Annotated in this window: 21 protein-coding genes and 6 tRNA genes; 17 read left to right on the plus strand and 10 right to left on the minus strand. The window is 52.7% G+C overall.

Annotated elements, in window-relative coordinates; genetic code table 11:
- Positions 1–38: 38 nt before the first annotated feature.
- Complete coding sequence (locus AC6I8K_RS13315; protein WP_064739463.1) at positions 39–1,280, minus strand: Nramp family divalent metal transporter; 1,242 nt, start codon at positions 1,278–1,280, stop codon at positions 39–41.
- Between the two features lie 369 nt (positions 1,281–1,649).
- On the opposite strand from AC6I8K_RS13315, the gene AC6I8K_RS13320 reads away from it, so the two are divergent.
- The 4 genes from AC6I8K_RS13320 to AC6I8K_RS13335 all read left to right on the plus strand — a co-directional run bounded on the left by AC6I8K_RS13320 (position 1,650) and on the right by AC6I8K_RS13335 (position 6,326).
- Entirely contained in the window at positions 1,650–2,840 is a 1,191-nt protein-coding gene (locus AC6I8K_RS13320; protein WP_064739464.1) for a NupC/NupG family nucleoside CNT transporter, read from the plus strand.
- Between the two features lie 192 nt (positions 2,841–3,032).
- Positions 3,033–4,121: an LLM class flavin-dependent oxidoreductase gene (locus tag AC6I8K_RS13325; RefSeq protein WP_497826879.1), complete on the plus strand. Its 1,089-nt coding sequence runs from the start codon at positions 3,033–3,035 to the stop codon at positions 4,119–4,121.
- A gap of 5 nt (positions 4,122–4,126) precedes the next feature.
- On the plus strand, positions 4,127–4,717 hold the full coding sequence (locus AC6I8K_RS13330; RefSeq protein WP_497826880.1) for a cysteine dioxygenase family protein: 591 nt from the start codon (positions 4,127–4,129) through the stop codon (positions 4,715–4,717).
- Positions 4,710–6,326 (plus strand): rhodanese homology domain-containing protein, encoded by a 1,617-nt coding sequence (locus AC6I8K_RS13335; protein WP_497826881.1) that lies wholly within the window; start codon positions 4,710–4,712, stop codon positions 6,324–6,326. Before AC6I8K_RS13330 ends, AC6I8K_RS13335 begins: the two co-directional genes overlap by 8 nt.
- A gap of 145 nt (positions 6,327–6,471) precedes the next feature.
- Here the strand turns inward: AC6I8K_RS13335 and AC6I8K_RS13340 are convergent.
- Together AC6I8K_RS13340 and AC6I8K_RS13345 are read right to left on the minus strand one after the other, a co-directional pair.
- Positions 6,472–6,547: transfer RNA gene (locus AC6I8K_RS13340), tRNA-Ala, on the minus strand.
- A gap of 45 nt (positions 6,548–6,592) precedes the next feature.
- Positions 6,593–6,668: transfer RNA gene (locus AC6I8K_RS13345), tRNA-Ala, on the minus strand.
- Between the two features lie 363 nt (positions 6,669–7,031).
- Here AC6I8K_RS13345 and AC6I8K_RS13350 point away from each other — a divergent pair.
- Entirely contained in the window at positions 7,032–7,820 is a 789-nt protein-coding gene (locus AC6I8K_RS13350; RefSeq protein ID WP_497826882.1) for a formate/nitrite transporter family protein, read from the plus strand.
- Positions 7,821–7,931: 111 nt separating this feature from the next.
- Positions 7,932–8,285: a YfeC-like transcriptional regulator gene (locus AC6I8K_RS13355; RefSeq protein ID WP_064739469.1), complete on the plus strand. Its 354-nt coding sequence runs from the start codon at positions 7,932–7,934 to the stop codon at positions 8,283–8,285.
- 35 nt (positions 8,286–8,320) lie between these two features.
- On the opposite strand, the gene gltX is transcribed toward AC6I8K_RS13355, so the two are convergent.
- On the minus strand, positions 8,321–9,742 hold the full coding sequence (gltX, locus tag AC6I8K_RS13360; protein ID WP_497826883.1) for a glutamate--tRNA ligase: 1,422 nt from the start codon (positions 9,740–9,742) through the stop codon (positions 8,321–8,323).
- 273 nt (positions 9,743–10,015) lie between these two features.
- On the opposite strand from gltX, the gene AC6I8K_RS13365 reads away from it, so the two are divergent.
- The 5 genes from AC6I8K_RS13365 to AC6I8K_RS13385 all read left to right on the plus strand — a co-directional run bounded on the left by AC6I8K_RS13365 (position 10,016) and on the right by AC6I8K_RS13385 (position 11,013).
- Positions 10,016–10,091, plus strand: a tRNA-Val gene (locus AC6I8K_RS13365).
- A gap of 51 nt (positions 10,092–10,142) precedes the next feature.
- Positions 10,143–10,218: transfer RNA gene (locus AC6I8K_RS13370), tRNA-Val, on the plus strand.
- A 41-nt stretch (positions 10,219–10,259) separates the two neighbouring features.
- Positions 10,260–10,335: transfer RNA gene (locus AC6I8K_RS13375), tRNA-Val, on the plus strand.
- A 4-nt stretch (positions 10,336–10,339) separates the two neighbouring features.
- A tRNA-Lys gene (locus AC6I8K_RS13380) sits at positions 10,340–10,415 on the plus strand.
- A gap of 265 nt (positions 10,416–10,680) precedes the next feature.
- Positions 10,681–11,013 (plus strand): FlxA-like family protein, encoded by a 333-nt coding sequence (locus AC6I8K_RS13385; protein WP_483817840.1) that lies wholly within the window; start codon positions 10,681–10,683, stop codon positions 11,011–11,013.
- Here the strand turns inward: AC6I8K_RS13385 and AC6I8K_RS13390 are convergent.
- Positions 11,010–11,930 carry a LysR family transcriptional regulator gene (locus AC6I8K_RS13390; protein ID WP_064739472.1) on the minus strand — a complete coding sequence of 307 codons (921 nt, stop codon included), beginning with the start codon at positions 11,928–11,930 and terminating at the stop codon, positions 11,010–11,012. The genes AC6I8K_RS13385 and AC6I8K_RS13390 overlap by 4 nt on opposite strands.
- Positions 11,931–12,032: 102 nt before the next feature.
- On the opposite strand from AC6I8K_RS13390, the gene AC6I8K_RS13395 reads away from it, so the two are divergent.
- The gene (locus AC6I8K_RS13395) at positions 12,033–13,034 is read left to right on the plus strand and encodes a bile acid:sodium symporter family protein (protein ID WP_064739473.1); all 1,002 of its coding nucleotides are present in this window, start codon (positions 12,033–12,035) and stop codon (positions 13,032–13,034) included.
- Positions 13,035–13,065: 31 nt separating this feature from the next.
- Here AC6I8K_RS13395 and AC6I8K_RS13400 read toward each other — a convergent pair whose 3' ends face one another.
- The 3 genes from AC6I8K_RS13400 to zipA all read right to left on the minus strand — a co-directional run bounded on the left by AC6I8K_RS13400 (position 13,066) and on the right by zipA (position 16,344).
- The gene (locus AC6I8K_RS13400) at positions 13,066–13,284 is read right to left on the minus strand and encodes a DUF3820 family protein (protein ID WP_497826884.1); all 219 of its coding nucleotides are present in this window, start codon (positions 13,282–13,284) and stop codon (positions 13,066–13,068) included.
- A gap of 1 nt (position 13,285) precedes the next feature.
- Positions 13,286–15,304: an NAD-dependent DNA ligase LigA gene (gene ligA / locus AC6I8K_RS13405; protein ID WP_497826885.1), complete on the minus strand. Its 2,019-nt coding sequence runs from the start codon at positions 15,302–15,304 to the stop codon at positions 13,286–13,288.
- 68 nt (positions 15,305–15,372) lie between these two features.
- A complete protein-coding gene (gene zipA, locus AC6I8K_RS13410) occupies positions 15,373–16,344 on the minus strand; it encodes a cell division protein ZipA (protein ID WP_497826886.1) in 972 nt (323 codons plus the stop codon).
- A gap of 217 nt (positions 16,345–16,561) precedes the next feature.
- On the opposite strand from zipA, the gene cysZ reads away from it, so the two are divergent.
- The 5 genes from cysZ to crr all read left to right on the plus strand — a co-directional run bounded on the left by cysZ (position 16,562) and on the right by crr (position 21,508).
- Positions 16,562–17,320, plus strand: a complete 759-nt coding sequence (cysZ, locus tag AC6I8K_RS13415; RefSeq protein WP_483817843.1) for a sulfate transporter CysZ — start codon at positions 16,562–16,564, stop codon at positions 17,318–17,320.
- A gap of 140 nt (positions 17,321–17,460) precedes the next feature.
- Positions 17,461–18,432 (plus strand): cysteine synthase A, encoded by a 972-nt coding sequence (gene cysK, locus AC6I8K_RS13420; RefSeq protein ID WP_064739477.1) that lies wholly within the window; start codon positions 17,461–17,463, stop codon positions 18,430–18,432.
- Between the two features lie 388 nt (positions 18,433–18,820).
- The gene (gene ptsH, locus AC6I8K_RS13425; protein WP_007889063.1) at positions 18,821–19,078 is read left to right on the plus strand and encodes a phosphocarrier protein Hpr; all 258 of its coding nucleotides are present in this window, start codon (positions 18,821–18,823) and stop codon (positions 19,076–19,078) included.
- Between the two features lie 157 nt (positions 19,079–19,235).
- Entirely contained in the window at positions 19,236–20,963 is a 1,728-nt protein-coding gene (ptsI, locus tag AC6I8K_RS13430; protein ID WP_497826887.1) for a phosphoenolpyruvate-protein phosphotransferase PtsI, read from the plus strand.
- 41 nt (positions 20,964–21,004) lie between these two features.
- Entirely contained in the window at positions 21,005–21,508 is a 504-nt protein-coding gene (crr, locus tag AC6I8K_RS13435; RefSeq protein ID WP_007889056.1) for a PTS glucose transporter subunit IIA, read from the plus strand.
- Positions 21,509–21,628: 120 nt separating this feature from the next.
- On the opposite strand, the gene AC6I8K_RS13440 is transcribed toward crr, so the two are convergent.
- Both AC6I8K_RS13440 and AC6I8K_RS13445 read right to left on the minus strand, forming a co-directional pair.
- On the minus strand, positions 21,629–22,990 hold the full coding sequence (locus AC6I8K_RS13440; protein WP_483817845.1) for an ATP-binding protein: 1,362 nt from the start codon (positions 22,988–22,990) through the stop codon (positions 21,629–21,631).
- Positions 22,987–23,667: a response regulator transcription factor gene (locus tag AC6I8K_RS13445; protein ID WP_483817846.1), complete on the minus strand. Its 681-nt coding sequence runs from the start codon at positions 23,665–23,667 to the stop codon at positions 22,987–22,989. Before AC6I8K_RS13445 ends, AC6I8K_RS13440 begins: the two co-directional genes overlap by 4 nt.
- Between the last annotated feature and the right edge of the window lie 32 nt (positions 23,668–23,699).

A 23,699-nucleotide genomic window follows, 5' to 3' on the forward strand; every position in this document is an offset into this window, starting at 1 on the left:
AGCCCGCTCACTGGCGGGCTTTTTGTTTGATAACGGCGTTACCAGCCCAGCGCTTCACCCACCAGCAAGTAGAGATTAAGGCCGATCACCAGCACCACAATCAGCCGACCCGCGTTTTGCATCAGGCGCGAGTTCACCATCTCATCCCCCATCAATTCCCGGTTGCCGGTAAATGACAACAGCGGAATCAGCGCCAGTGCGATACCAAAACTCAGCAACACCTGACTCATCACCAGAATCCGCGTCGGATCCCAGCCGGCCCAGATCACAATAAAGGACGGCAACATGGTGATGGTGCGACGGAACCACAGCGGAATATGGAAGCGGATAAAGCCCTGCATCACCACTTGTCCCGCCAGCGTACCGACCACAGTAGAAGAGAGACCGGCAGCCACCAAACTCAAACCAAACACAATCGCAGCGGCCTGGCCCAGCAGCGGTTGCAGCGTTAAATACGCCTGATCGAGATCGACAATTTTGGAATGGCCGCTGAAGTGAAACGCCGCAGCTGCCGTGGCCATCATCGCCAGATTAACAAACCCGGCGATGGTCATGGCGATCGCCACATCCAGCTTGGTTGAAGAGTAACGTTGCGCCTTGCTACCTTTATTACCGTGCTGTGTCAGTGCGGAGTGCAGATAAATGACGTGCGGCATGATAGTGGCGCCTAACACGCCAGCGGCAAGGAATACCGCATCCGACGTCGGCAGCGATGGCAGCGCCATGCCGACCACCAGCTCACTCACTTTCGGCTGGGAGAAAAACAGCTCAACAATATAAGCCGCCGCCACGAACAGCAGCAGTCCGCCAATCACCAGCTCCAGCGGCTTCTGTCCGCGACTTTGCAGCATCAAAATCAGGTAGGTCGCGATGCCGGTTAGCACCGCGCCCTGCAACAGCGAGATGCCGAGCAGCAGTTTAAAGCCAAGCGCTGCGCCAATAAATTCAGCGAGATCGGTGGCCATGGCGATGATTTCCGCCTGCACCCAATAGAACCACACCGCCGGCCGCGGGAAGCGATCGCGGATGTGTTCCGCAAGATTTTTGCCGGTCGCAATACCCAGCTTGGCGGACATCAGCTGAATCAGCATCGCCATGATGTTGGCCCACACCACTACCCACAACAGCTTGTAGCCGTAGGCGGCGCCGGCCTGAATGTTGGTCGCGAAGTTGCCGGGATCGATATAGCCAATCGCCGCAATAAAGGCGGGCCCGAGCAGCGCGAGTTTGATCTTTCTGGCTCCGCGAGCGGCGCGCTCGGCGGTGCGACTTTCTAGCATAGTTTTACCCTGTCTTAACGCTTGTTGACCCGCTCAGCTTAAGGGGCATTCAAGGCAGATGAAATTTGGTTATAGTTATCGTATTAATAGATGGTGCTATGAAGTATAGCCATTGCTATACATTCCGGTAAAGCCAGTTCCTGCCAAAAATAAGTGCAACGCAAATGACTCTACTCTTGGGTCATTTTATAGACAATGTTTTTGTGGTTTTTTCTTGTGAATGCTTTGTAATAAGGTTGTGATCGGTCAGAGTTATCTGAGAAAAATCACGATAGCGAATACTTATAATGTGGTTTTGATCTCGTTTTTAAGTAACGCGTTACATAGAATACGCAACAAAATACAACCCTCCTCAAATTTGGAGCCGACATGTCCCATGTTTTGCATTTTCTTTTAGCACTAGTGGTGGTAGCGGTGCTGGCCTTGCTGGTTAGCAACGATCGTAAAAGCATCCGTCTTCGCTATATCGTTCAACTTCTGGTGATCGAAGTTCTGCTGGCCTGGTTCTTCCTGAACTCAACCGCTGGCCTCGGCTTCGTACAGGGCTTTGCCGGTTTGTTTGATCATCTGCTCAAATATGCTGCCGAAGGGACCAACTTCGTGTTCGGCAATATGAGTGAAAAAGGCCTCGCCTTCTTCTTCCTCAATGTTCTTTGCCCGATTGTCTTCATCTCCGCACTGATCGGTATTTTGCAGCACTTCCGCATCTTGCCATGGGTGATTCGCGGCATTGGTACCGTGCTGTCAAAAGTGAACGGTATGGGCAAACTGGAATCCTTTAACGCCGTGAGTTCTCTGATTTTGGGACAGTCAGAAAACTTTATCGCCTATAAGGATATCCTCGGCAAGATGTCACAGCGCCGCATGTACACCATGGCTGCGACCGCTATGTCGACTGTTTCTATGTCGATTGTCGGCGCCTACATGACCATGCTGCAGCCAAAATATGTGGTTGCCGCGCTGGTACTGAATATGTTCAGCACCTTTATTGTGCTGTCGCTGATCAACCCCTATCGCGTCGATAGCGAAGAAGATCTGCAACTGCAGGATCTGCATAAAGGCCAAAGCTTCTTCGAAATGCTGGGCGAATACATTCTCGCCGGTTTCAAAGTTGCCATTATCGTTGCCGCGATGCTGATTGGTTTCATCGCGCTGATTTCAGGTCTGAACGCACTGTTCGATCTGATTTTCGGCATCAGCTTCCAGGGCGTGCTGGGTTATGTGTTCTATCCATTTGCCTGGGTGATGGGCGTGCCGGCGCACGAAGCGCTGCAAGTGGGCAGCATTATGGCAACCAAACTGGTTTCCAACGAATTCGTGGCGATGATGGATCTGCAGAAAATCGCCGGTCAGCTGTCGCCACACTCAGAAGGTATTCTCTCTGTGTTCCTCGTCTCCTTTGCTAACTTCTCCTCTATCGGGATTGTGGCGGGTGCGATTAAAGGTCTGCATGAAGAGCAAGGTAACGTGGTTTCGCGCTTCGGCCTGAAATTGCTGTACGGTTCAACGCTGGTGAGCGTGCTGTCAGCCGCTATCGCTGGTCTGGTGTTGGCCTTCTGATAAAGAGGGCGAGCTGCGGCTCGCCCTTCTCTTCTTAATTATTCCCATCGGTTCTATCCCGCATCGATTCTGCTTCTCCCCCGCTATCACCCGCTTCACCGTTAAACGCAAAACCTATGCACAATATTGAATTTCCGTTCACACCACCTGCGCCCGTAGTTTTTCTCCATGACATCACTTCAGGAGAACCGCATGAGCATTCAATTCCTTGGCATGATCGGCCACCGCCTCGCCTCAGAAATCATTCCGGCCAGCGGCCCGCTGTTCGATAAAGATTACATTGCCCGGTTCGCACGCGCGCACGAAGAAGCCGGTTTTGATCGCATTCTGGTGGGCTATTGGTCGGATCAACCGGATGGCTTTCTGGTTACGGCCCACGCTGCGGCGCACACCTCAACGCTGAAGTTCTTGCTGGCACATCGCCCAGGCTTTGTCTCACCGACCCTGGCGGCGCGCAAACTGGCTTCGCTTGATCACTTAACCGACGGCCGTTTAGCGGTGCATATCATCAGCGGCGGCAGCGATGTCGAGCAGCGCCGCGACGGTGATTTCCTCAATAAAGCCGAGCGCTATGCACGTAGCGATGAGTTCCTCACCGTTTTGAAGCAGAGCTTGGAATCTTCACAACCGTACGATCATCAAGGCCGGTTTTATCAGGCCGAACAGGCATTCTCAGCCATCAAACCGTTACAGAAAAAACTGCCGATCTACTTTGGTGGATCGTCGCAGGAAGCGATTGATGTCGCGGCCCGTCATGCCGATGTGTTTGCTTTATGGGGCGAGCCGCTGAAAGGCGCGGAAGAGACGGTACGCAATGTGCGTGCTGCCGCCGCTCAGCAGGGTCGCGAAATCAACTTCAACATCTCGTTCCGGCCGATTCTGGGCAAAACGGAAAAAGAAGCATGGGAACGCGCAGAACACATTCGCGCCACAGCCGAGAAACAGCTTAACGAAAGCGGCTTTGCTTTTGGTAAGGCTAAGCCGCAAAGCGTCGGTGCACAGCGTTTACTTGCCGCCGCCAATGAAGGCGATCGTCTGGATAAAGTGTTGTGGACCGGCGTAGCAAAACTGGTTCAGGGCGGCTACAACTCTACCGCGCTGGTGGGAACACCGGAGCAAGTGTCCGATGCACTGCTGGAATATTATCGCCTGGGCATTCACAGCGTGCTGATTCGCGGCTTCGACCCACTTAATGATGCGGTGGAATATGGCCGCGAGCTGATTCCATTGACGCGCGAGAAAGTGGATGCGATCTCAGCCGCCGATAAAAGGAGCGCCTGAATCTCATGAGCCATTACCAGCACCATCGCCTGCGCGATTTTGTCGCCAATCTTGCCAACCTGCTGGATACGCAGCCGCAGGAAGCCACGGTTCTACGGCAAGGCAGCGAATGGCTTGGCGAGTTAATTCGTCACGACGACTGGCTGGACGACGCCTTCACCCAGCCCCATCCGGAACATTATCAACAATATCTGCTGCACGCCGATGCACAGCAGCGTTTCTCCGTGGTGAGCTTTGTGTGGGGACCTGGCCAACATACGCCGATCCATGACCATCGCGTATGGGGATTGATCGGCATGCTGCGCGGTGCGGAAATTTCGCAATCGTGGCAGGCGGGCCCAAATGGACTGCAGCCTGAAGGCGCACCTGTACGGCTCGATCCTGGCAGCGTCGAAGCGGTTTCGCCGACGGTGGGCGACATTCATCGCGTTAGCAATGCCTATGACGACCGCGTCTCCATCAGCATTCACGTTTATGGCGCCAACATTGGCGCGGTAAAACGCGCGGTCTACCGCGAAGATGGCAGCGAAAACGTGTTTATTTCGGGTTACAGCAACCGTTACTTACCGAACATTTGGGACCTTTCACATGACTAAACCGGTTTTCCCTTTACGCCAGGCGGCGGACATTATTCATGCCCTGCGTCAGCGGCAGGAAGTGGCAATTGTAGATGTGCGCGATGAAGCGCTGTTTGCTACTGCACATCCGCTGTTTGCGGTGAATATTCCGCTATCGAAACTGGAACTTGAGCTGTTGGATCGCATTCCGCAGCGCACCACCGCCATTACGCTGTATGACAACGGTGAAGGTCTGGTACAAACCGCTGCCGAGCGTATTGCCGCCCTGGGTTACACCAATGTCGCGCTGCTGGCAGATGATTTAGCGGGCTGGCAAGCGGCGGGCGGCGAACTGTTTATTGACGTCAACTCACCCAGCAAAGCGTTTGGCGAGTTGGTTGAGCATCACACTCACACACCGTCGTTGTCAGCGGACGAAGTCCATCAGCTGATTCATAGCGATGCTAACGTGGTAGTGCTTGATGCACGCCGTTTCGACGAGTATCAAACCATGAGCATTCCAGGCGCGACCAGCGTACCGGGCGGTGAACTGGTGCTGCGCGTGCGTGATATCGCCCCCTCACCGGAGACCACGGTGATTGTGAACTGTGCCGGACGCACGCGCAGCATCATTGGCACCCAATCACTGGTGAATGCTGGAATTCGCAATCCGGTATTCGCGCTGCGTAATGGCACCATCGGCTGGACGCTAGCCGGATATGCACTGGATAAAGGCCAGTCGCGCCGTTACGGCGAGACCAGCGAAACGGCTCAGCGTCAGGCGGCAAATCATGCGCGCAACATCGCCGATCGTGCAGGCGTAGAACGCATCCCACTCGCCACGCTTAAACGCTGGCAGCAGGAGTCGCGCACCACTTATCTGTTTGATGTGCGTGATGCAGAAGAGTACGCCGCCGGACATCTGCCGGGCAGTCGTCACGTCCCCGGAGGTCAGTTGGTGCAGGAAACCGATCATTACGCCAGCGTGCGTGGTGCGCGCATCGTGCTGATTGATGATGATGGCGTGCGCGCCAATATGACCGCCTCCTGGCTGGCACAGCTTGGCTGGCAGGTTTCAGTGCTGGAAGAGTTGCAGGCCAGCGATTTCAGTTCAACGGGAAACTGGAAGGCGAAAGTGCCGCTGATTACAGCCCCGGCGTTTGTATCGCCGCAACAGCTGGCGGAATGGCTGCAGGATGGCCATACGCAGGTGCTGGATTTCACCACCCACGCGAATCACCTCAACAGCCATATTCCGGGCGCGGCCTGGTTGCTGCGATCTACCCTTCTGCAGCAAGGCAAAGCGCTGTTGCCGGAGGCACGGCGCTATGTATTAACCTGCGGCAGCAGCCTGCTGGCCGGTTATGCGGTGGAACACGTGGCTGAGCTGACGGGCAAGCCGGTGTTTGTGCTGGAAGGGGGGAACGCGGCATGGCGCGGCGCGGGTTTACCTACGGAGCAAGGAGAGCAGCAACTGCTGTCACCGGCCATCGATCGTTATCGCCGCCCGTATGAAGGCACCGATATCGAACCCGGCGTGATGCAAGCTTATCTGGACTGGGAGTACGGTTTGGTGGCGCAGCTGGATCGCGATGGCACGCACAGTTTTCGAGTGCTGCAGTTACAGCCGCAGCTAGCAACCGTCTGATAAATAAAAATGCGCTGTTTACATTATTGGTAGCGGCGCAATTTATTGCACATTTGGAATTTGAAATAGCAAAACTGCGCAATGAATTGCACCGCTACAGGTTCTTTGTGGTGATTTTAAAATGCGTTCAGAACGAACAGAGATTTGGTGGAGATAAGCGGGATCGAACCGCTGACCTCTTGCATGCCATGCAAGCGCTCTCCCAGCTGAGCTATACCCCCACATCTGGAAATCATTTTTCGGTCAAACCTTGGGAAGGGTTTGTTTGGTGGAGATAAGCGGGATCGAACCGCTGACCTCTTGCATGCCATGCAAGCGCTCTCCCAGCTGAGCTATACCCCCGAACCGAAAAACTGCCGAGTAAACTCGACGGACGGGATAATATGAAACCGCCTCTTGAGTGTCAACGTCAAATTATCGTTCTGTGTTTGATCGCTGAAAAAGGCGTCAACCCCGCATCAGTATGGCTTTTTTATCCACACCACATTGCGAATGACGACTCTTGATATGCGCCATCCCGCGTTGACTGCTCTAACTCCACCTCAACCGAGCGTTAACTCAAGGTTAAAGATGTTATTAACAGCCTTGTTTTCGTTAATGGTGCGTGTAAAACTTAGCGCGCTAATTAACCGGTCATCCTACCAGGGTGTTCTCTCAATGACCGGCCAGCAACGTCCCCATTAATCAATAAAAGAAAAGTGAACTATGTCGCTGCATACACCTAAAGAGATCGCTCAACTGGCGATTCAAGCTGGCGTGGCTAAAAGCCGCCTTCCTATCTCCACCCTGTTAATCCTCGGCTTTATGGCGGGTGCATTTATCGCCACAGGCTTCCTGCTCGATCTGCATGTTATTAACCAACTACCTGCTGAATGGGGTTCATTCGGCGTGCTACTGGGTGCTGCCGTCTTCCCGGTTGGTTTAATTTTGACGGTGTTAGCGGGCGGTGAACTGCTGACCGGCAATATGATGACAATGCCAATTGCCTGGTTTGCACGCCGCATCAGTGGCTTTAGCGTGCTGCGTAACTGGTTTTGGGTTACCGTCGCCAATTTTATGGGCAGCGTTGCGGTAGCATGGTTTTTTGGTCATATGCTAGGCATGACCGAAGGCGATTTCTTAAAGAAAACAGTGGCGATTGCGCACGCTAAAGTCAATGCCGACTTCCTGCACTCCTTTATTTCCGGTGTGGGTTGCAACTGGCTGGTGTGCCTGGCGGTGTGGCTGGCCTTCGCCAGTAAAGATGTGGTGGGTAAAATCTTCGGTATGTGGTTCCCGGTGATGGCGTTTGTCGCGATTGGCTTCCAGCACGTTGTCGCCAACATGTTTATTGTCCCTGCAGCAATTTTTGCCGGCCAGATGAGCTGGGCGGAATTTGCGCCAAACGTGATTGCGGTATTCCTCGGTAATGGTGTTGGCGGTGCAATTTTTGTTGGTCTCACTTATTTTATTGCTTTTGGTTCAGAACAATCCGAAATAAGCGAAGCTAAATAACTAAATTATGCCATTTGCTGGAAAGCAGATGGCATTTTCTACCCAGGTTACTTTTCCCCGTTACGTTTTGTTGTAATATGTAGAACTAATGTATTTAACAGGGACAGCATCGTGAAAAAGGAATGGCTTACCCCGGAGGAGCTCGCGCTGGAGACGGGCTACAGTCGGCAAACGGTGAATAAATGGATCAAGCGGGAAAACTGGACAACCACGCCGAAGCCCGGTGTTCAGGGCGGTAAAGCACGATTGATACATATTGATGAGCGCGTTAAGAGCTTTGTTCAATCCACTCGACATGCGAACGAACCGACAGCTAATTACGGTGCACAGCAAAATACGTTACCTGCGTTATTAATAAATTCTGTCCAGCAAATGACAACGGCGGAGCAAGAGCAATTGGCGGCGTTATTATTGCGGGAGGGAATTCGAGGCGTACTGGAGAGACTGGGAATTCAGGAAGAATAAGAGAGCCGGAAGCAGATGCTTCCGGCTTTTTAATATTATGCGTTTGCTTCACGTTCAGCGATGAATGCCAGCGCTTTCTCAATACGCGCTACGCTACGGCTGCGGCCAATCGCTTCCACCGTCACGTCCAATGCGGGAGACTGACCTGAACCGGTCACGGCCACACGCAGCGGCATCCCGACTTTGCCCATGCCCAGCTCCAGCTCATCTGCGGCAGACTGAATGGCATGATGCACATTTTCTGCATTCCACTCACTGTCGCTAATCGCAGTCAGCTTATCGCGCACCAGCTCCAGCGGCTGACGCGCTACCGGACGCAGATGCTTCTTCGCCGCATCCGCATCAAAGGCTGCAAACTCTTCATAGAAGTAACGGCAAGATGCCGCAATCTCTACCAAGGTTTTGCAGCGCTCGCCCAGCAACGTGACCAGCTTAGCCAATTCCGGGCCGGTGCGGGTATCAATCTTCTGCTGCTCAATGTGCCATTGCAACTGCGTCGCTACGTATTCCGGCGGCAGCGTATTAATGTAGTGATGATTCAGCCACTGCAGTTTTTCAGTATTGAAAGCACTGGCTGATTTGCTCACTGCATCAAGCGTAAACAGCTCTGCCATTTCCGCCACGCTGAAGATTTCCTGATCGCCGTGTGACCAGCCGAGGCGCACCAAATAGTTGAGCAGCGCTTCCGGCAGGTAACCGTCATCGCGATACTGCATGACACCCACAGCGCCATGACGCTTAGATAACTTCTTACTGTCATCACCCAGGATCATGGATACGTGTGCGTAGGTTGGTACTTCCGCACCGATCGCTTTAAGGATGTTGATCTGGCGTGGTGTGTTATTGATATGGTCTTCACCACGAATCACGTGGGTAATGCCCATATCCCAGTCATCTACTACAACGCAGAAGTTGTAGGTTGGCGAACCATCGGTACGACGAATGATCAGGTCATCCAGTTCCTGGTTACTGAATTCAATCGGACCACGAATCTGATCATCAAAGATGACAGAGCCGTCCTGCGGATTGCGGAAACGCACCACGCAAGGCTCATCAGCGGCGTGATGCTCATGGCTGTCACGGCAGCGGCCGTCGTAACGCGGCTTTTCGCCTTTCTCCATCTGCTCTTCACGCAGTGCATCAAGCCGTTCTTTACTGCAATAGCATTTATAGGCCGTGCCCGCGACCAGCATGTCGTCAATCACCGCGTTGTAGCGATCAAAACGCTTAGTCTGATAATACGGACCTTCATCCCAGTTAAGGCTCAGCCAGTTCATACCATCCATAATGGCTTCGATGGCTTCCGGTGTGGAACGCTCCAGATCGGTATCTTCGATACGCAGAACAAATTCGCCCTTGTTATGACGAGCATAAAGCCAGGAGTAAAGAGCAGTACGAGCACCGCCTACGTGCAGATAGCCGGTTGGGCTGGGTGCGAAGCGAGTTTTGATTTTCATTCAGCATTGCCTTAAATGCGCAGGTTTCATTGTCTGGATGACAAAAAAACGGGTTAACGCGAAAAAACAGTGCGCACATTCTAGCAGGTGAGGCTGATTCCTCAATGATTGTCGCGGCGGCATCCCGGTTTGCTGTGCGCTTTTCTGCTAATAAAACCAGCACATTGGCTAAAAGCGCTTCACGATGATTATTTTTAAAGCGAACGCACATTTAAGTTTTAAAAACCGTTGACTCACTTTGAAGGATCCCTATAATGCGACTCCACACAGCGGGGGTGATTAGCTCAGTTGGTAGAGCATCTCCCTTACAAGGAGGGGGTCGGCGGTTCGAGCCCGTCATCACCCACCACTCTTAATGAAGATTGTAGAGTTGGCCCGCAGTGAACAAGAGATAAGATATGGGTGATTAGCTCAGTTGGTAGAGCATCTCCCTTACAAGGAGGGGGTCGGCGGTTCGAGCCCGTCATCACCCACCATATCTTAGTCAGATGACGCTCTTGTTAAGCAGTACCGAAGTGGGTGATTAGCTCAGTTGGTAGAGCATCTCCCTTACAAGGAGGGGGTCGGCGGTTCGAGCCCGTCATCACCCACCACTTCGGGTCGTTAGCTCAGTTGGTAGAGCAGTTGACTTTTAATCAATTGGTCGCAGGTTCGAATCCTGCACGACCCACCAATTCAGAGAAAAGCGCCTATTGGCGCTTTTTTCGTTTCTGTGCTCAGAAGGTTCACGTGCAGGGTGAGAACCTGCTTACGCATCACCCGAAGGGCGAGGCCCGGGATGGGCCGAGGCATATCCTGCACGACCCACCAATGCAAAAATTACTCTTCGTCGCTCACCAAATCCCAACCAAACCTTTTCGCAAGCTTAACACTCCCTACCCTCAAGCCTCCTTACCCTTTGGCCGATAACGATAATGGTCTATTGCAAGGAGAAAACCATGTCGACTATCTCAAGCGTAAGTAGTATCAGCACCGCAAGTAGCGGTGGCGGTTCTACCTCAGAAATCGCCAGTCTTAATAAACAGATTCAAACCATCACCAAACAGCTGAAAGATCTTTCCAGCGACGATACGCTCACCGATGAACAAAAATCTGAACAGGAGCAGATGCTGCAATCACAAATTCAAATGATTGAAGCGCAAATCGCGCAGATTGAGCAACAGCAAGCCGAGAAAGCGCAGCAGAAACAGGAAGCACAGCAACCTGCGGCGGCCAAAGCCGACGGAATTAACCGCCCCACCGATTCCAATCAGATCAACGTGTACGTTTAAAACGCCGGCTTCAGCATGCGTTGTTGCGTTAGCAGGGCAGCCTGCTGACGCACTTCCTGCCAGATCGCTTCTGCGGCCGGTGTCAGCGAGCGGTTCTTACGTTTTATCAGCATCAGGCTGCGATTAATTTCCGGGTAAAGACGTCGCACCGTGAGTTTACGCCCTGATGGCAACGGCAACGCCAGCGCTGGCAAGATACTGATACCAATCCCCGCTTCCACCATCGGATAAAGTGTGGCGGGATGCCCGATTTCCTGCACCACATTCACACTCAACGCCAGTTGTTGCAGCGCGGCATCGACTAATACGCGACTGCCGGAAGCATAATCCTGCAGCACCATATTGCGTCCGGCCAGCATCGACCATTGCGCTTGTTCAATTTGCGCCAGCGCGTCATCTTCATGACATAGCAGTAAAAAAGGCTCCTGCAGAATCTCTTCGCTATCGAAATCAGTATCATTGAGTGGGCCAATCACAATGCCAAAATCCACTTCCGCATTGCGTACGCTTTGCAGCACCCACTGCTGCACTCTGTCATGCAGGATGACACGGATATCCGGATAGCGCTGCTGGCTGCTGGCCAGACACTGCGGCATCAGATGCGCGGAAGGCGTTTGGCTGGCAGCGACGCGTACTGTGCCGCTGCGCTGTTCACCATAACTGCGCACATCCAATACCGTGGTGTTGAGATCGTCCAGCAGACGATTAAGCCGTGTGGCCAGCTGCTGTCCTGCTTCCGTTAACATCACTTCACGCGTGGTGCGATCCAGCAAGCGCACGCCCATTTCCGCTTCCAGCTCTTTGATGCTGTGGCTGACCGCCGACTGACTCAAACCAATCGCTTGCCCAGCCAAGCTGAAGCTGCCGTGATGCGCCACTGCCACAAAGGTTCGCAATTGACGTAAGGTGTAATTCATCGATATCGCTCATAGATTGATGCAATAAATCAATTTTATTTCTAAACCCCGCGAGCGCACAATCAGCACCATCATTTTTTTAAATTTAACCGGATTTTAACAATGGGATTTTTACGTCTTGATCCGATGATGATTAAACTCATCATCACCGTGCTGCTGGCCAGCTTCATTCCTGCCAAAGGCGTGTTTGTCGACATCTTTGAATATCTGACCACCGCCGCCATCGCCCTGCTGTTCTTTATGCACGGCGCTAAACTGTCGCGCGAGAAGATCATCGCCGGGAGCAGCCACTGGCGTTTGCACTTGTGGATTATGTGCAGCACCTTTGTCATCTTCCCGATCATTGGTTTGCTGATCGTCTGGTGGCATCCGGTTAACGTCAGCCCGGAGATTTACACAGGCTTTATCTATCTGTGTATTCTGCCAGCGACCGTGCAGTCCTCTATCGCCTTCACCTCAATGGCGGGCGGTAACGTCGCCGCCGCGGTATGTGCGGCTTCGGCATCCAGCCTGCTCGGCGTATTTGTATCGCCCTTGCTGGTGAATCTGGTGATGAATGTTCACAGCCAAATGCCGGGCAACGGCCTGGAGCAAATTGGCAAAATTATGCTGCAGCTGCTGGTGCCGTTTGTTTTGGGTCATTTGTCGCGTCGCTGGATTGGCGCGTGGGTCGAGAAGCATCGCAGCCTGATTGGTAAAACCGACCAAACTTCGATTCTGCTGGTGGTTTACTCCGCCTTCAGTGAAGCGGTAGTGAATGGCATCTGGCATCGCGTGGGCGTGGACACGTTGTTGTGGATTCTGGTCGGTAGCGTGCTGGTACTGTTTATCGCATTGGCGATTAACCTGGCGGCATCGCGCCTGTTTGGCTTTAGCCGTGCAGACGAAATTGTGGTGCTGTTCTGTGGTTCGAAAAAGAGCCTGGCGAACGGTGTGCCGATGGCCAACATTCTGTTCCCGGCCAGTTCCGTGGGGATTATCGTGCTGCCGCTGATGATCTTCCATCAGGTACAATTGATGGTGTGTTCATTCATTGCCCAGCGCTATAAAGCCGGAAATGAAAAACGGCTAGCACAGCAGCAAGTTGAAGTGCAGAAATCCTAAGTAAAACGGCCCGCAAATGCGGGCCGTTTTGTTATTCATTACGCTTAAGCGGTTTGATTAAACCTTCCAACCCTTCAATCTTAATCGTCAGCGTCAACTGCATCAGTTCGCCTAACTTACCGGCCGGAAATTCATCTTTGCGCGCGAACCAGAGCAAATACTCTTCCGGCACGTCAACGAGCACTCTGCCCTTGTATTTACCGAAGGGCATCACAGTATTGGCGATTTCAACCAGCTGCTGTTTATCCACATTAAGCTCCGAGCAGGCGAATCATTTCCGCTTCGTCGATCACCGGAATGCCCAGCTCCTGCGCTTTCGCCAACTTGGAACCGGCCGCTTCACCCGCAATCAGCAAATCGGTTTTCTTCGACACGCTACCGCTCACTTTCGCACCCAGCGCCACCAGACGCTCTTTGGCATCATCGCGGTTCATCTGCGACAGAGAGCCAGTCAGTACCACGGTTTTGCCCGCAAATGGACTATCAATCTCATCAACATTAACCACTGCAACCTGCGGCCAGTGCACACCGATCTCTTCAACCAGTTCGCGGATAACGGCGCGATTGCTCTCTTCATCCATAAAGTTACGCACGTGAGTCGCCACCACTTTGCCCACATCCTGCACTGCAATCAGCGCATCAAGATCGGCATTCATCACTTTTTCCAGCTCACCAAAGTGATTAGCAAGGTTGGCGGCAGTGGCTTCCCCTACTTCACGAATACCCAGCGCATAGAGGAAACGCGCCAGGGTTGTGGATTTGGCCTTTTCCAGCGCATCAACCACGTTCTGTGCCGATTTCGGCCCCATGCGATCCAGCCCGGTCAGCTTACCGGCAGTAAGGCGGAACAGATCGGCAGGCGTTAAGACATACTCTTTCTCTACCAGCTGATCGATAATTTTGTCGCCCATGCCATCGACATCCATCGCACGACGCGAAACGAAATGTTTGAGCGCTTCCTTGCGTTGTGCGCCACAAATCAGGCCGCCGGTGCAACGCGTGACCACTTCGCCCTCTACACGCTCAACGTCTGAACCGCAGACCGGACATTGGCTGGGGAAGACGATTTCACGCGTCTCTGCTGGACGTTCCGATTCCACCACATTTACCACTTGAGGAATCACGTCACCGGCGCGGCGAATCACCACTTTGTCACCAATGCGCAAACCCAGTCGGGCGATTTCATCGGCGTTATGCAACGTGGCGTTACTCACCATGACGCCTGCAACCTGTACCGGCTCGAGGCGTGCCACTGGCGTAATTGCTCCGGTGCGGCCCACCTGGAATTCGACATCGCGCACGAAGGTCATCTGTTCCTGTGCCGGGAATTTAAATGCGACTGCCCAGCGCGGCGCGCGAGCGACGAAGCCGAGCTGCTCCTGCAGCGCCTGTGAGTCGACCTTGATAACTACGCCATCGATATCAAAACCGAGCGATGGACGCTCCTGTTCAACCTGACGATAAAACGCCAGCACTTCCTCAGCGCTATGTGCCAGACGAATACGATCGGTGACCGGCAGTCCCCACGCCTTAAACTGCTGCAGACGTTGCCAATGACTGGTGGGCATTTCACCGCCTTCCAATAGGCCAAAACCGTAGCAGAAGAAGGTTAGCGGACGTTTGGCCGTGATGCGCGGATCAAGCTGACGCAGTGAGCCCGCCGCCGCATTACGTGGGTTAGCAAAAACTTTCGCGCCGGTACGACGCGCTTCTTCATTTAGCTTTTCAAAACCGCTTTCGGTGATAAACACTTCGCCACGCACTTCAACGCGGGCGGGAATGTTATCGCCATGCAGACGCAGCGGAATGGCGTGAATGGTGCGCACGTTCGCCGTGATATTCTCGCCGGTGGTGCCATCTCCGCGCGTCGCCGCCCGCACCAGCAAGCCATCTTCATACAGCAAGCTCACCGCTAAGCCATCCAGCTTCAGCTCACAGCAATAAGTCAGTTCGTCAGTGCTTTTAAGGCGATCCTGCACGCGTTTGTTAAAGGCAAGGAAGCCTGCTTCGTCAAAAGTGTTATCCAGCGACAACATCGGCACTTCATGGCGCACTTGTTCAAAAGCGGCCAGCGGTTTCGCGCCCACGCGCTGTGTCGGTGAGTCAGGCGTAATCAAATCAGGATGAACACTTTCCAGCTCGCGCAGCTGAACCATCAATCGGTCATACTCTGCATCCGGAATCTCCGGCGCATCCATCACGTGGTAGAGATATTCGTGGTGACGTAACGTGGTGCGCAGCGCGGTGATCTGCTCCTGAACCGATTTCATAGTCTCTTATCCGATAAAAAACCCCCGACATGCGGGGGTTGTATATGTTTTGACGCAGTTAGCGGCGATTAACCGATAACTTCGCGAATACGCGTTTTGTAGGTTTCCAGCTTCTGCGGCGTCATCATGCGACGCTCATCATCCAGCACCACGCCGCCAACATCATCAGCAATGCGTTGCGCGGATTGCAGCATCAATTTGAAATTCTGGTTCGCATCGCCATACGACGGCACCATCATAAAGATGGAGATGCCTGGCGTAGAGAAATTCCCCATCTGATCCGGATCGAATGAACCCGGCTTCACCATGTTCGCCAGGCTAAACAGCACCGGGCCACTACCCGCAGGGCTGAGATGGCGATGGAAAATGTTCATTTCACCAAACTGGAAACCCGCTTGCAGAATACCCTGCAACAGCGCTTCACCGTTCAGTTCGCCGCCCGCATGTGCAGCAACATGCAGCACTAACACGGTCTCTTTTTTGCTGCCCGGCGCAGCAGCCGCTGGCTGTGGCGCTTCAGGTTGATGCGCGACCGGCGCTTCAGGTTCAAACTCTGGCTCTTCAGCTGCCAGGAATTCTGGCGCAGGCTGCGTCGCGGACAGCGGCTCATTATCCAGCAGCGGGTCGGCTTGAATCGGTTGTGGTGCAGGCGCTGGCTTCCGCATGGGCGCTTGCGGGGCAACCGGCTTGCGCACTTCCGGCTCATCATCCAGCAGAGGATCGCCTAAGAGTGGATCGGCCTGGCGTGATGCCGGTTGACGCACAGGTTCAGGCGCACGTGGCGCACTCGCTGGACGTGGGGTGAATTCAGGTTCTTCATCAGCATCGTGATGACGACGTACACGGACTTCGCCGACGCCATCATCTTCTTCGCTCAGCAGATCTTCATCGGCTTCTTCGCGCTGTTTCAGACGTTTGTGCGGGCGATCACGAAACACGGAGGAGCGCTCTTTACGGCTGGTCCACAGTCCATGAAGTAGCAGCGCTATTATGGCGATCGCGCCAACAACGATTAATATCAGACGCAAATCCTGCATCATTGTATTCTCTGTTGTTCCAATACCTTGCCACCACGGCAAACTTTATCCTCTAACTGTATTTGCCCAGCTAAACAAGTGCAAGTCCGTGCAGTATTTTCTGACAAATTAGATAGCTGCCCCACGCTTTTTTGCTGTTTTTTCGCGCAAACCATACCTGTAGCCGATAAAAAGCCAGGTTATGATGGTCGCGCCGCTATATTTAGGAGAAAGGCTCGCTATGCCCGCTGGAAATTCGGTCTCAACTTTTAATGGTGTTCACTACTTCGCTGAAGGATGGAAACTGGTGCGCCTGCCCGGAATTCGTCGCTATGTCATCATGCCGCTACTGATCAACATCTTGCTGCTTGGCGGTGCTTTTATCTGGCTGTTTCAGCGTTTGGGGCAGTGGATCCCGGCATTAATGTCATATATCCCCGACTGGCTGCAGTGGCTAAGCTATTTGTTGTGGCCGCTGTCGGTGATTTCGATTGTTTTGGTGTTCAGTTACTTCTTTTCGACTCTTGCGAACCTCATTGCCGCGCCCTTTTGTGGCTTGCTCGCTGAGCAACTTGAAGGCCGATTGACTGGAACACCGCTGCCCGATAGCGGCTGGATGGGCTTGATTAAAGATGTGCCGCGCATCATGAAGCGAGAGTTACAAAAGCTCGGCTACTATTTGCCGCGGGCGCTAGGCTTGTTGTTGCTGCACTTCATTCCCGGATTTGGACAAATCGTGGCGCCCATTCTCTGGTTTTTATTCAGCGCGTGGATGCTTTCAGTGCAGTATTGCGACTATCCGTTTGATAATCACAAGGTGAGTTTTCAGCAGATGCGGCAGGCATTACGTCAGCACAAGAGCGCAAATATGCAATTTGGCGCGCTGGTTAGCCTGTTCACCATGATTCCGATTATCAATCTGGCAATCCTGCCGGTTGCGGTATGCGGTGCTACGGCGATGTGGGTGGATCGTTACTACGCACAACATGCACGCCGTTAATGCTTTAAAATGCCTTATGCATTTTTGCGTAAGGCTTATGGTTGTGCGCTATATAGATATACGATTTCTTTCCTTCCGCACATCAGCAGAAAAGGTATGCTCTGAGGGTTCCCAATATTTCATACAGTTAAGGACGAGCTATGAGTAAGATCTATGAAGACAACTCTCTGACAATTGGTCATACGCCGCTGGTTCGACTGAACCGCATCGGTAACGGCCGCATTCTGGCTAAGGTCGAGTCACGTAACCCGAGCTTTAGCATCAAATGCCGTATCGGTGCCAATATGATTTGGGACGCGGAAAAACGCGGTATTTTGAAGCCGGGTGTTGAGCTGGTTGAACCCACCAGTGGTAACACCGGGATTGCGCTGGCTTATGTGGCCGCTGCGCGCGGTTACAAGTTGACACTGACGATGCCAGAAACGATGTCGATTGAGCGCCGCAAACTGCTTAAAGCGTTGGGTGCCAATCTGGTGCTGACCGAAGGGCCTAAAGGCATGAAAGGTGCCATCGCGAAAGCGGAAGAGATTGTTGCCAGCGATCCCGACAAATATGTGCTGTTACAGCAATTTAGCAACCCGGCTAATCCAGAAATCCACGAGAAAACCACCGGCCCGGAAATCTGGGAAGATACCGATGGCGAAGTAGACGTGTTTATCGCAGGTGTGGGCACCGGCGGTACACTGACTGGCGTGAGCCGCTACATCAAGAATACCAAAGGCAAGAAAGACCTGATTACCGTGGCCGTGGAGCCGACTGATTCACCGGTCATCGCTCAGGCTTTAGCGGGCGAAGAGATCAAGCCAGGCCCGCATAAAATTCAGGGTATCGGCGCCGGCTTTATTCCCGGTAACCTTGATCTGCAATTGATTGACCGCGTCGTGGCGATCACCAATGAAGAAGCTATCAGCACCGCACGCCAACTAATGGAAGAAGAAGGCATTCTTGCCGGTATCTCTTCAGGTGCTGCCGTGGCAGCCGCGCTGAAGCTGCAGGAAGACGAAGCCTTCGCCAATAAGAACATTGTGGTGATTCTGCCCTCCTCCGGCGAACGCTATTTAAGTACCGCGCTGTTTGCCGATCTTTTCACTGAGAAAGAGCTGCAACAGTGATGCCTTAAGTCTGAAACTGACGAAAAAAGCACCCGAATGGGTGCTTTTTTGTGGTGTAGATCTCACTTTTGTCACCAGACAGATTGCTTTCAGTGATGGGGCTCTGGTATTTAAGCTTCCAATTATTTCAGTGCCTGAAATTAATCTGCCTTTGAAGTGGATCAAGCTGAATCGATTTACTGATTTGGCGAAACGGCGAATCACGGCATAATGAGAAGAGTGGCGCATTCGTGCAGTTTTTGATCTGTCACTGTTAATGACGTACTCATTCAAGCGCATTTTGTGGTGAGCTTCATGCCATACCAGCGCACCTACACAGGCTAAAGTTACGGCTCCAGGCTAGACTTTAGATCCATAACACCAAACCTGATAAAGTTGGGGAAATAGAATGTTCCAGCAAGAAGTTACCATTACCGCACCTAACGGTCTTCATACTCGTCCTGCAGCCCAGTTCGTTAAAGAAGCAAAGGCTTTCCAGTCAGAAATCACTGTGACCTCCAATGGCAAATCTGCCAGCGCGAAAAGCCTGTTCAAACTGCAGACTTTGGGTCTGACTCAAGGTACGGTTGTTACGCTGTCTGCTGAAGGTGAAGACGAGCAGCAAGCGGTTGAGCATCTGGTCAAGCTGATGGCTGAGCTGGAGTAACCGGCTCAGTTCGCAACTAAACCAATCCCTTTGCCCCATTGAGTGCAAATATCTTGATCGCGGACAACCTGTCCGCGTTATTGCATCTTTAGAGTACTGCTCCGCGACAGTGGCGACGCATCGGGTCAATGAGCCATCGTGATAAAAAGGTAGGGTTATGATTTCAGGCATTTTAGCATCACCGGGTATCGCTTTCGGCAACGCACTTTTGCTGAAGGAAGATGAGATCGTCATCAGCCGTAAAAAAATTACTGACGATCAGGTTGAGCAGGAAGTTCAGCGCTTCCTCGATGGACGCAGCAAAGCTGCTACACAGCTCGAAGCCATTCGCATTAAGGCCGGTGAAACCTTCGGTGAAGAGAAAGCTGCGATCTTTGAAGGTCACATCATGCTGCTCGAAGACGAAGAGCTTGAGCAGGAAATCATCGACCTCATCAAGAAAGACCACGCCACCGCTGACGCCGCTGCTCACACTGTGATTGAAGGCCAGGCCGTTGCACTGGAAGAACTGGACGATGAATACCTGAAAGAGCGTGCGGCTGACGTGCGTGACATCGGTAAGCGTTTGCTGCAGAACATTCTCGGTCTGCACATTGTCGATCTGAGCGCGATTGCTGAAGAATCTATTCTGGTGGCGAAAGACTTAACGCCGTCAGAAACCGCACAGCTGAACCTGAAAAAGGTGCTGGGCTTTATTACCGATTTGGGTGGACGTACTTCTCACACCTCAATCATGGCGCGTTCACTTGAGCTGCCTGCGATTGTCGGCACCGGTAACGTGACCGCAACCGTGAAAAACGGTGATTTCCTGATCATTGATGGCGTGAACAATAAAATTTACGTCAATCCAACCGATGACGTCCTTGAAGAACTGAAAGCAATTCAGACCCAATATTTGTCTGAAAAACATGAACTGGCGAAACTCAAAGACCTGCCGGCGATTACGCTGGACGGCCATCAGGTTGAAGTCTGCGCTAACATCGGTACCGTGCGCGATGTCGCTGGTGCAGAGCGCAATGGCGCTGAAGGCGTTGGTCTGTATCGTACTGAATTCCTGTTTATGGACCGCGACTCCCTGCCAACCGAGGAAGAGCAGTTCCAGGCTTACAAAGCGGTTGCTGAAGCTGTGGGTGCGCAGGCCGTTATCGTGCGTACCATGGACATCGGTGGCGATAAAGATCTGCCTTACATGAACTTGCCGAAAGAAGATAACCCGTTCCTCGGCTGGCGCGCGATTCGTATCGCAATGGACCGTAAAGAGATTCTGCATGCGCAGCTGCGCGCGATTCTGCGCGCCTCCTCTTTCGGTAAACTGCGCATCATGTTCCCAATGATTATTTCAGTTGAAGAAGTTCGCATTCTGAAAGGCGAGCTGGAACTGCTGAAAGCGCAACTGCGTGAAGAAGGTAAATCCTTTGATGAGACCATTGAAGTGGGCATCATGGTGGAAACGCCAGCATCGGCAGTGATTGCTCGCCATCTGGCGAAAGAAGTCGACTTCTTTAGTATTGGGACAAATGACCTGACGCAGTATACTCTGGCGGTCGATCGTGGTAATGATTTGATTTCACACCTCTATAACCCAATGACGCCGTCTGTGCTTGGCCTCATTAAGCAAGTGATCGACGCATCACATGCCGAAGGGAAATGGACCGGCATGTGTGGTGAGCTGGCTGGTGATGAACGTGCTACACTATTGTTACTGGGAATGGGGCTGGACGAATTCAGCATGAGCGCCATTTCAATCCCTAGCATCAAGAAAATCATTCGTAATACTAATTTCGAAGATGCGAAGGCATTGGCGGAGCAGGCTCTGGATCAACCGACAGCGGATGATTTGATGAATTTGGTTAACAAGTTCATTAAAGAAAAAACGCTCTGCTGATCCACGGACGCTAGCCTCAAATTACTGCTTAGGAGAAGATCATGGGTTTGTTTTCTAAACTTTTTGGCGAAAAATCAGAGAGCGCGTCAGGTACTATTGATATCGTTGCGCCTCTGTCAGGCGAAATCGTAAATATCGAAGACGTACCTGATGTGGTATTCGCTGAGAAAATTGTTGGCGACGGTATCGCAATCAAACCAACCGGCAACAAAATGGTTGCACCGGTTGATGGGACGATCGGCAAAATTTTCGAAACTAACCACGCATTTTCAATCGAGTCTGATAACGGCATCGAACTGTTTGTTCACTTCGGTATCGACACGGTTGAGCTCAAAGGTGAAGGTTTCAAACGCATCGCTGAAGAAGGCCAGAAGGTTAAGAAAGGCGACGTGGTGATCGAGTTTGATCTGGCACTGTTGGAAGAGAAAGCTAAATCTACGCTAACGCCGGTTGTGATCTCGAACATGGACGAGATTAAAGACCTGATCAAACTCTCCGGTCAGGTAACTGTGGGCGAGACGCCGGTTATCCGCATCAGGAAGTAAGCTTTAGCCCATTCGTGAGAATGGTAAAACGGCACCCACAATGGGTGCCGTTTTTGTTTCGGTCTCACAAGCGGAGCAAAATGGTAGCGGCGCAATATTGCGCTTTAAGACTCACGGCGATCACTCCTGCTTCCAGCGCGGCAGCCTCAACGTCAACTCCAACCCACCTTCCGGGCGATTGACCGCCTGAACCTCACCGTGATGCGCCAGAATCACTTTCCGCACAATAGACAGCCCCAAGCCGTACCCTTTACCCATTAGCGGAGAGTTCACGCGGACAAAAGGATCGAAGATGCTGGAGAGCTTCTCATCGTCAACGCCCGGTCCCTGATCGCGCACGCTAATCGCTAGCCATTGATTTTCTGCCTGCAAGCGCACATTGATATGCTGCCCTTTATGCGAGAAACGCAGCGCATTACGCAACACATTCTCCACGCCACGGCGAATCAGCTCCGCATTGCCGTGAACGGTATAATCCGCATTCTCATCGACCTGAAAATCGACTTTCACGCCCGGAATTTGTGCCTCATAGCGTACATCGGTCACCACTGCATGCAGCAGGCCGGTTAAGTCAAAATACTGTTCGCCTGGCATACTCTCGTGCTCGGCACGCGAAAGCGTCAGCAGCTCGCCAATCATCTTATCAAGGCGTCGTGCTTCTTCATCAATGCGATTAAGTGAGGATTCCACTGATTCCGGCGTCTGGCGCGCCAGGCCGGTCGCCAGTTGCAATCGCGCCAGCGGCGAGCGCAGCTCGTGCGAAATATCATGCAGCAGCTCCTCACGCGCTTTCACCAATGTATCAAGGCGCTCCACCATCGCATCAAAATCCTGCGCAACGTTCGAAAGCTCATCATGACGTTTACGCATCACCGGATAGAGCCGCACCGACAGGTCGCCGCTGGAGACACGCGCAAAGCCTTCGCGTAGCTGCCTCATAGGCCGTGTCAGATTCCACGCCAGCAGCAGGCTAAACAGCAGCCCCAGCGCGCCAGCGAAAGTGAACATGGGTTCAGGAATATTGAGGATGCGGCGCGGTCGGCCACCGCCCATTGAGCTGTCTTCACGTAGGCCTTTGACGTCGTAACGCAGTTCGTACTGTTTACCATCTTGCCCTTTTACCCAACGCACAATCACATCGGGAAAAGGCCCCTGGAACGGTTCAATGATGCTTTCTGGCGGCGCGTTATTGGGCGTTGCAGCGGGTTTATCGTGCTGGATCACCGAGAAGAATTGCCGATCGTTCGGTTCCCAGTCGGCCATCATGTCATCAAGTGAGCTGGGCCCACCGCGCTCCAGCACTGAAACCGCAGACGCCATTTGCAGATTAACGATGCGACGAGTTGCTACCAGTTCAGGCGGCTCATGACGATTACCGGAGAGCGTAAAGCCCAGCCACAAAAGCTGGCTAATGATGACGAACACAATCCAGAAGCCCAGCAAAATCTTCCAGAACATGCGGCCGCGATAGCTGTGTTTCATCGAATGCGATAACCAATACTGCGCACAGTTTCAATGTTGACGCTGTCAGCGGTTAACGCAGCCAGTTTTTGACGGATGTTACTGATATGCACATCGACACTACGATCGTAGGCTTCGCGCGGGCGGCCCAACCCTTTTTCCGATAGCTCATCTTTCGACACCACGCGATCCGGCGCGCGCAGCAGCAGATCCAACAAATTAAACTCCGAAGCCGTCAGATCGAACGCTTTGCCCTGCCACTCGGTAATGCGCGTGGCGGGATTGAGGCTCAGATCGCCCCAACGCAGCAGCTCTTTCTTATCGGGCAGCGGGATTTGATCTTCAAAACGACGCAGCACGGCACGCAGACGGGCCACCAGCTCACGCGGATAGCACGGTTTCGGCATATAATCGTCCGCCCCCATTTCGAGGCCGATCACACGATCAATGTTATCGCCTTTAGCGGTCAGCATAATCACCGGTAAACGGCTGTTCTGCCGTACCTGCCGCAGCACATCGATACCGCTCATATCAGGCAGCATGATGTCGAGAATCATTGCGGTATAGTTGCCCGATAACGCGCCTTCCACACCGGCGCTCCCGGTTAAAACCAGTTGTGTCTCAAAACCTTCACCAATCAGGTATTGGCTCAACATGGTGCCAAGTTCTACATCATCATCTACCAGCAGAATTTTCATCTTTATCTCTCGCGTAAATTGCCGCTATTTTG

The sequence above is a fragment of the Pantoea sp. X-Soil-ISGK-421 genome, from assembly GCF_059730785.1.

What these genes read in the sequence shown, in the direction of transcription:
- AC6I8K_RS13315 (WP_064739463.1), bottom strand. Translation starts at nt 1,280, where the DNA reads ATGCTAGAAAGTCGCACCGCCGAGCGCGCCGCTCGCGGAGCCAGAAAG.
- AC6I8K_RS13320 (WP_064739464.1), top strand. Translation starts at nt 1,650, where the DNA reads ATGTCCCATGTTTTGCATTTTCTTTTAGCACTAGTGGTGGTAGCGGTG.
- AC6I8K_RS13325 (WP_497826879.1), top strand. Translation starts at nt 3,033, where the DNA reads ATGAGCATTCAATTCCTTGGCATGATCGGCCACCGCCTCGCCTCAGAA.
- AC6I8K_RS13330 (WP_497826880.1), top strand. Translation starts at nt 4,127, where the DNA reads ATGAGCCATTACCAGCACCATCGCCTGCGCGATTTTGTCGCCAATCTT.
- AC6I8K_RS13335 (WP_497826881.1), top strand. Translation starts at nt 4,710, where the DNA reads ATGACTAAACCGGTTTTCCCTTTACGCCAGGCGGCGGACATTATTCAT.
- AC6I8K_RS13350 (WP_497826882.1), top strand. Translation starts at nt 7,032, where the DNA reads ATGTCGCTGCATACACCTAAAGAGATCGCTCAACTGGCGATTCAAGCT.
- gltX (WP_497826883.1), bottom strand. Translation starts at nt 9,742, where the DNA reads ATGAAAATCAAAACTCGCTTCGCACCCAGCCCAACCGGCTATCTGCAC.
- AC6I8K_RS13385 (WP_483817840.1), top strand. Translation starts at nt 10,681, where the DNA reads ATGTCGACTATCTCAAGCGTAAGTAGTATCAGCACCGCAAGTAGCGGT.
- AC6I8K_RS13390 (WP_064739472.1), bottom strand. Translation starts at nt 11,930, where the DNA reads ATGAATTACACCTTACGTCAATTGCGAACCTTTGTGGCAGTGGCGCAT.
- AC6I8K_RS13395 (WP_064739473.1), top strand. Translation starts at nt 12,033, where the DNA reads ATGGGATTTTTACGTCTTGATCCGATGATGATTAAACTCATCATCACC.
- ligA (WP_497826885.1), bottom strand. Translation starts at nt 15,304, where the DNA reads ATGAAATCGGTTCAGGAGCAGATCACCGCGCTGCGCACCACGTTACGT.
- zipA (WP_497826886.1), bottom strand. Translation starts at nt 16,344, where the DNA reads ATGATGCAGGATTTGCGTCTGATATTAATCGTTGTTGGCGCGATCGCC.
- cysZ (WP_483817843.1), top strand. Translation starts at nt 16,562, where the DNA reads ATGCCCGCTGGAAATTCGGTCTCAACTTTTAATGGTGTTCACTACTTC.
- cysK (WP_064739477.1), top strand. Translation starts at nt 17,461, where the DNA reads ATGAGTAAGATCTATGAAGACAACTCTCTGACAATTGGTCATACGCCG.
- ptsH (WP_007889063.1), top strand. Translation starts at nt 18,821, where the DNA reads ATGTTCCAGCAAGAAGTTACCATTACCGCACCTAACGGTCTTCATACT.
- ptsI (WP_497826887.1), top strand. Translation starts at nt 19,236, where the DNA reads ATGATTTCAGGCATTTTAGCATCACCGGGTATCGCTTTCGGCAACGCA.
- crr (WP_007889056.1), top strand. Translation starts at nt 21,005, where the DNA reads ATGGGTTTGTTTTCTAAACTTTTTGGCGAAAAATCAGAGAGCGCGTCA.
- AC6I8K_RS13440 (WP_483817845.1), bottom strand. Translation starts at nt 22,990, where the DNA reads ATGAAACACAGCTATCGCGGCCGCATGTTCTGGAAGATTTTGCTGGGC.
- AC6I8K_RS13445 (WP_483817846.1), bottom strand. Translation starts at nt 23,667, where the DNA reads ATGAAAATTCTGCTGGTAGATGATGATGTAGAACTTGGCACCATGTTG.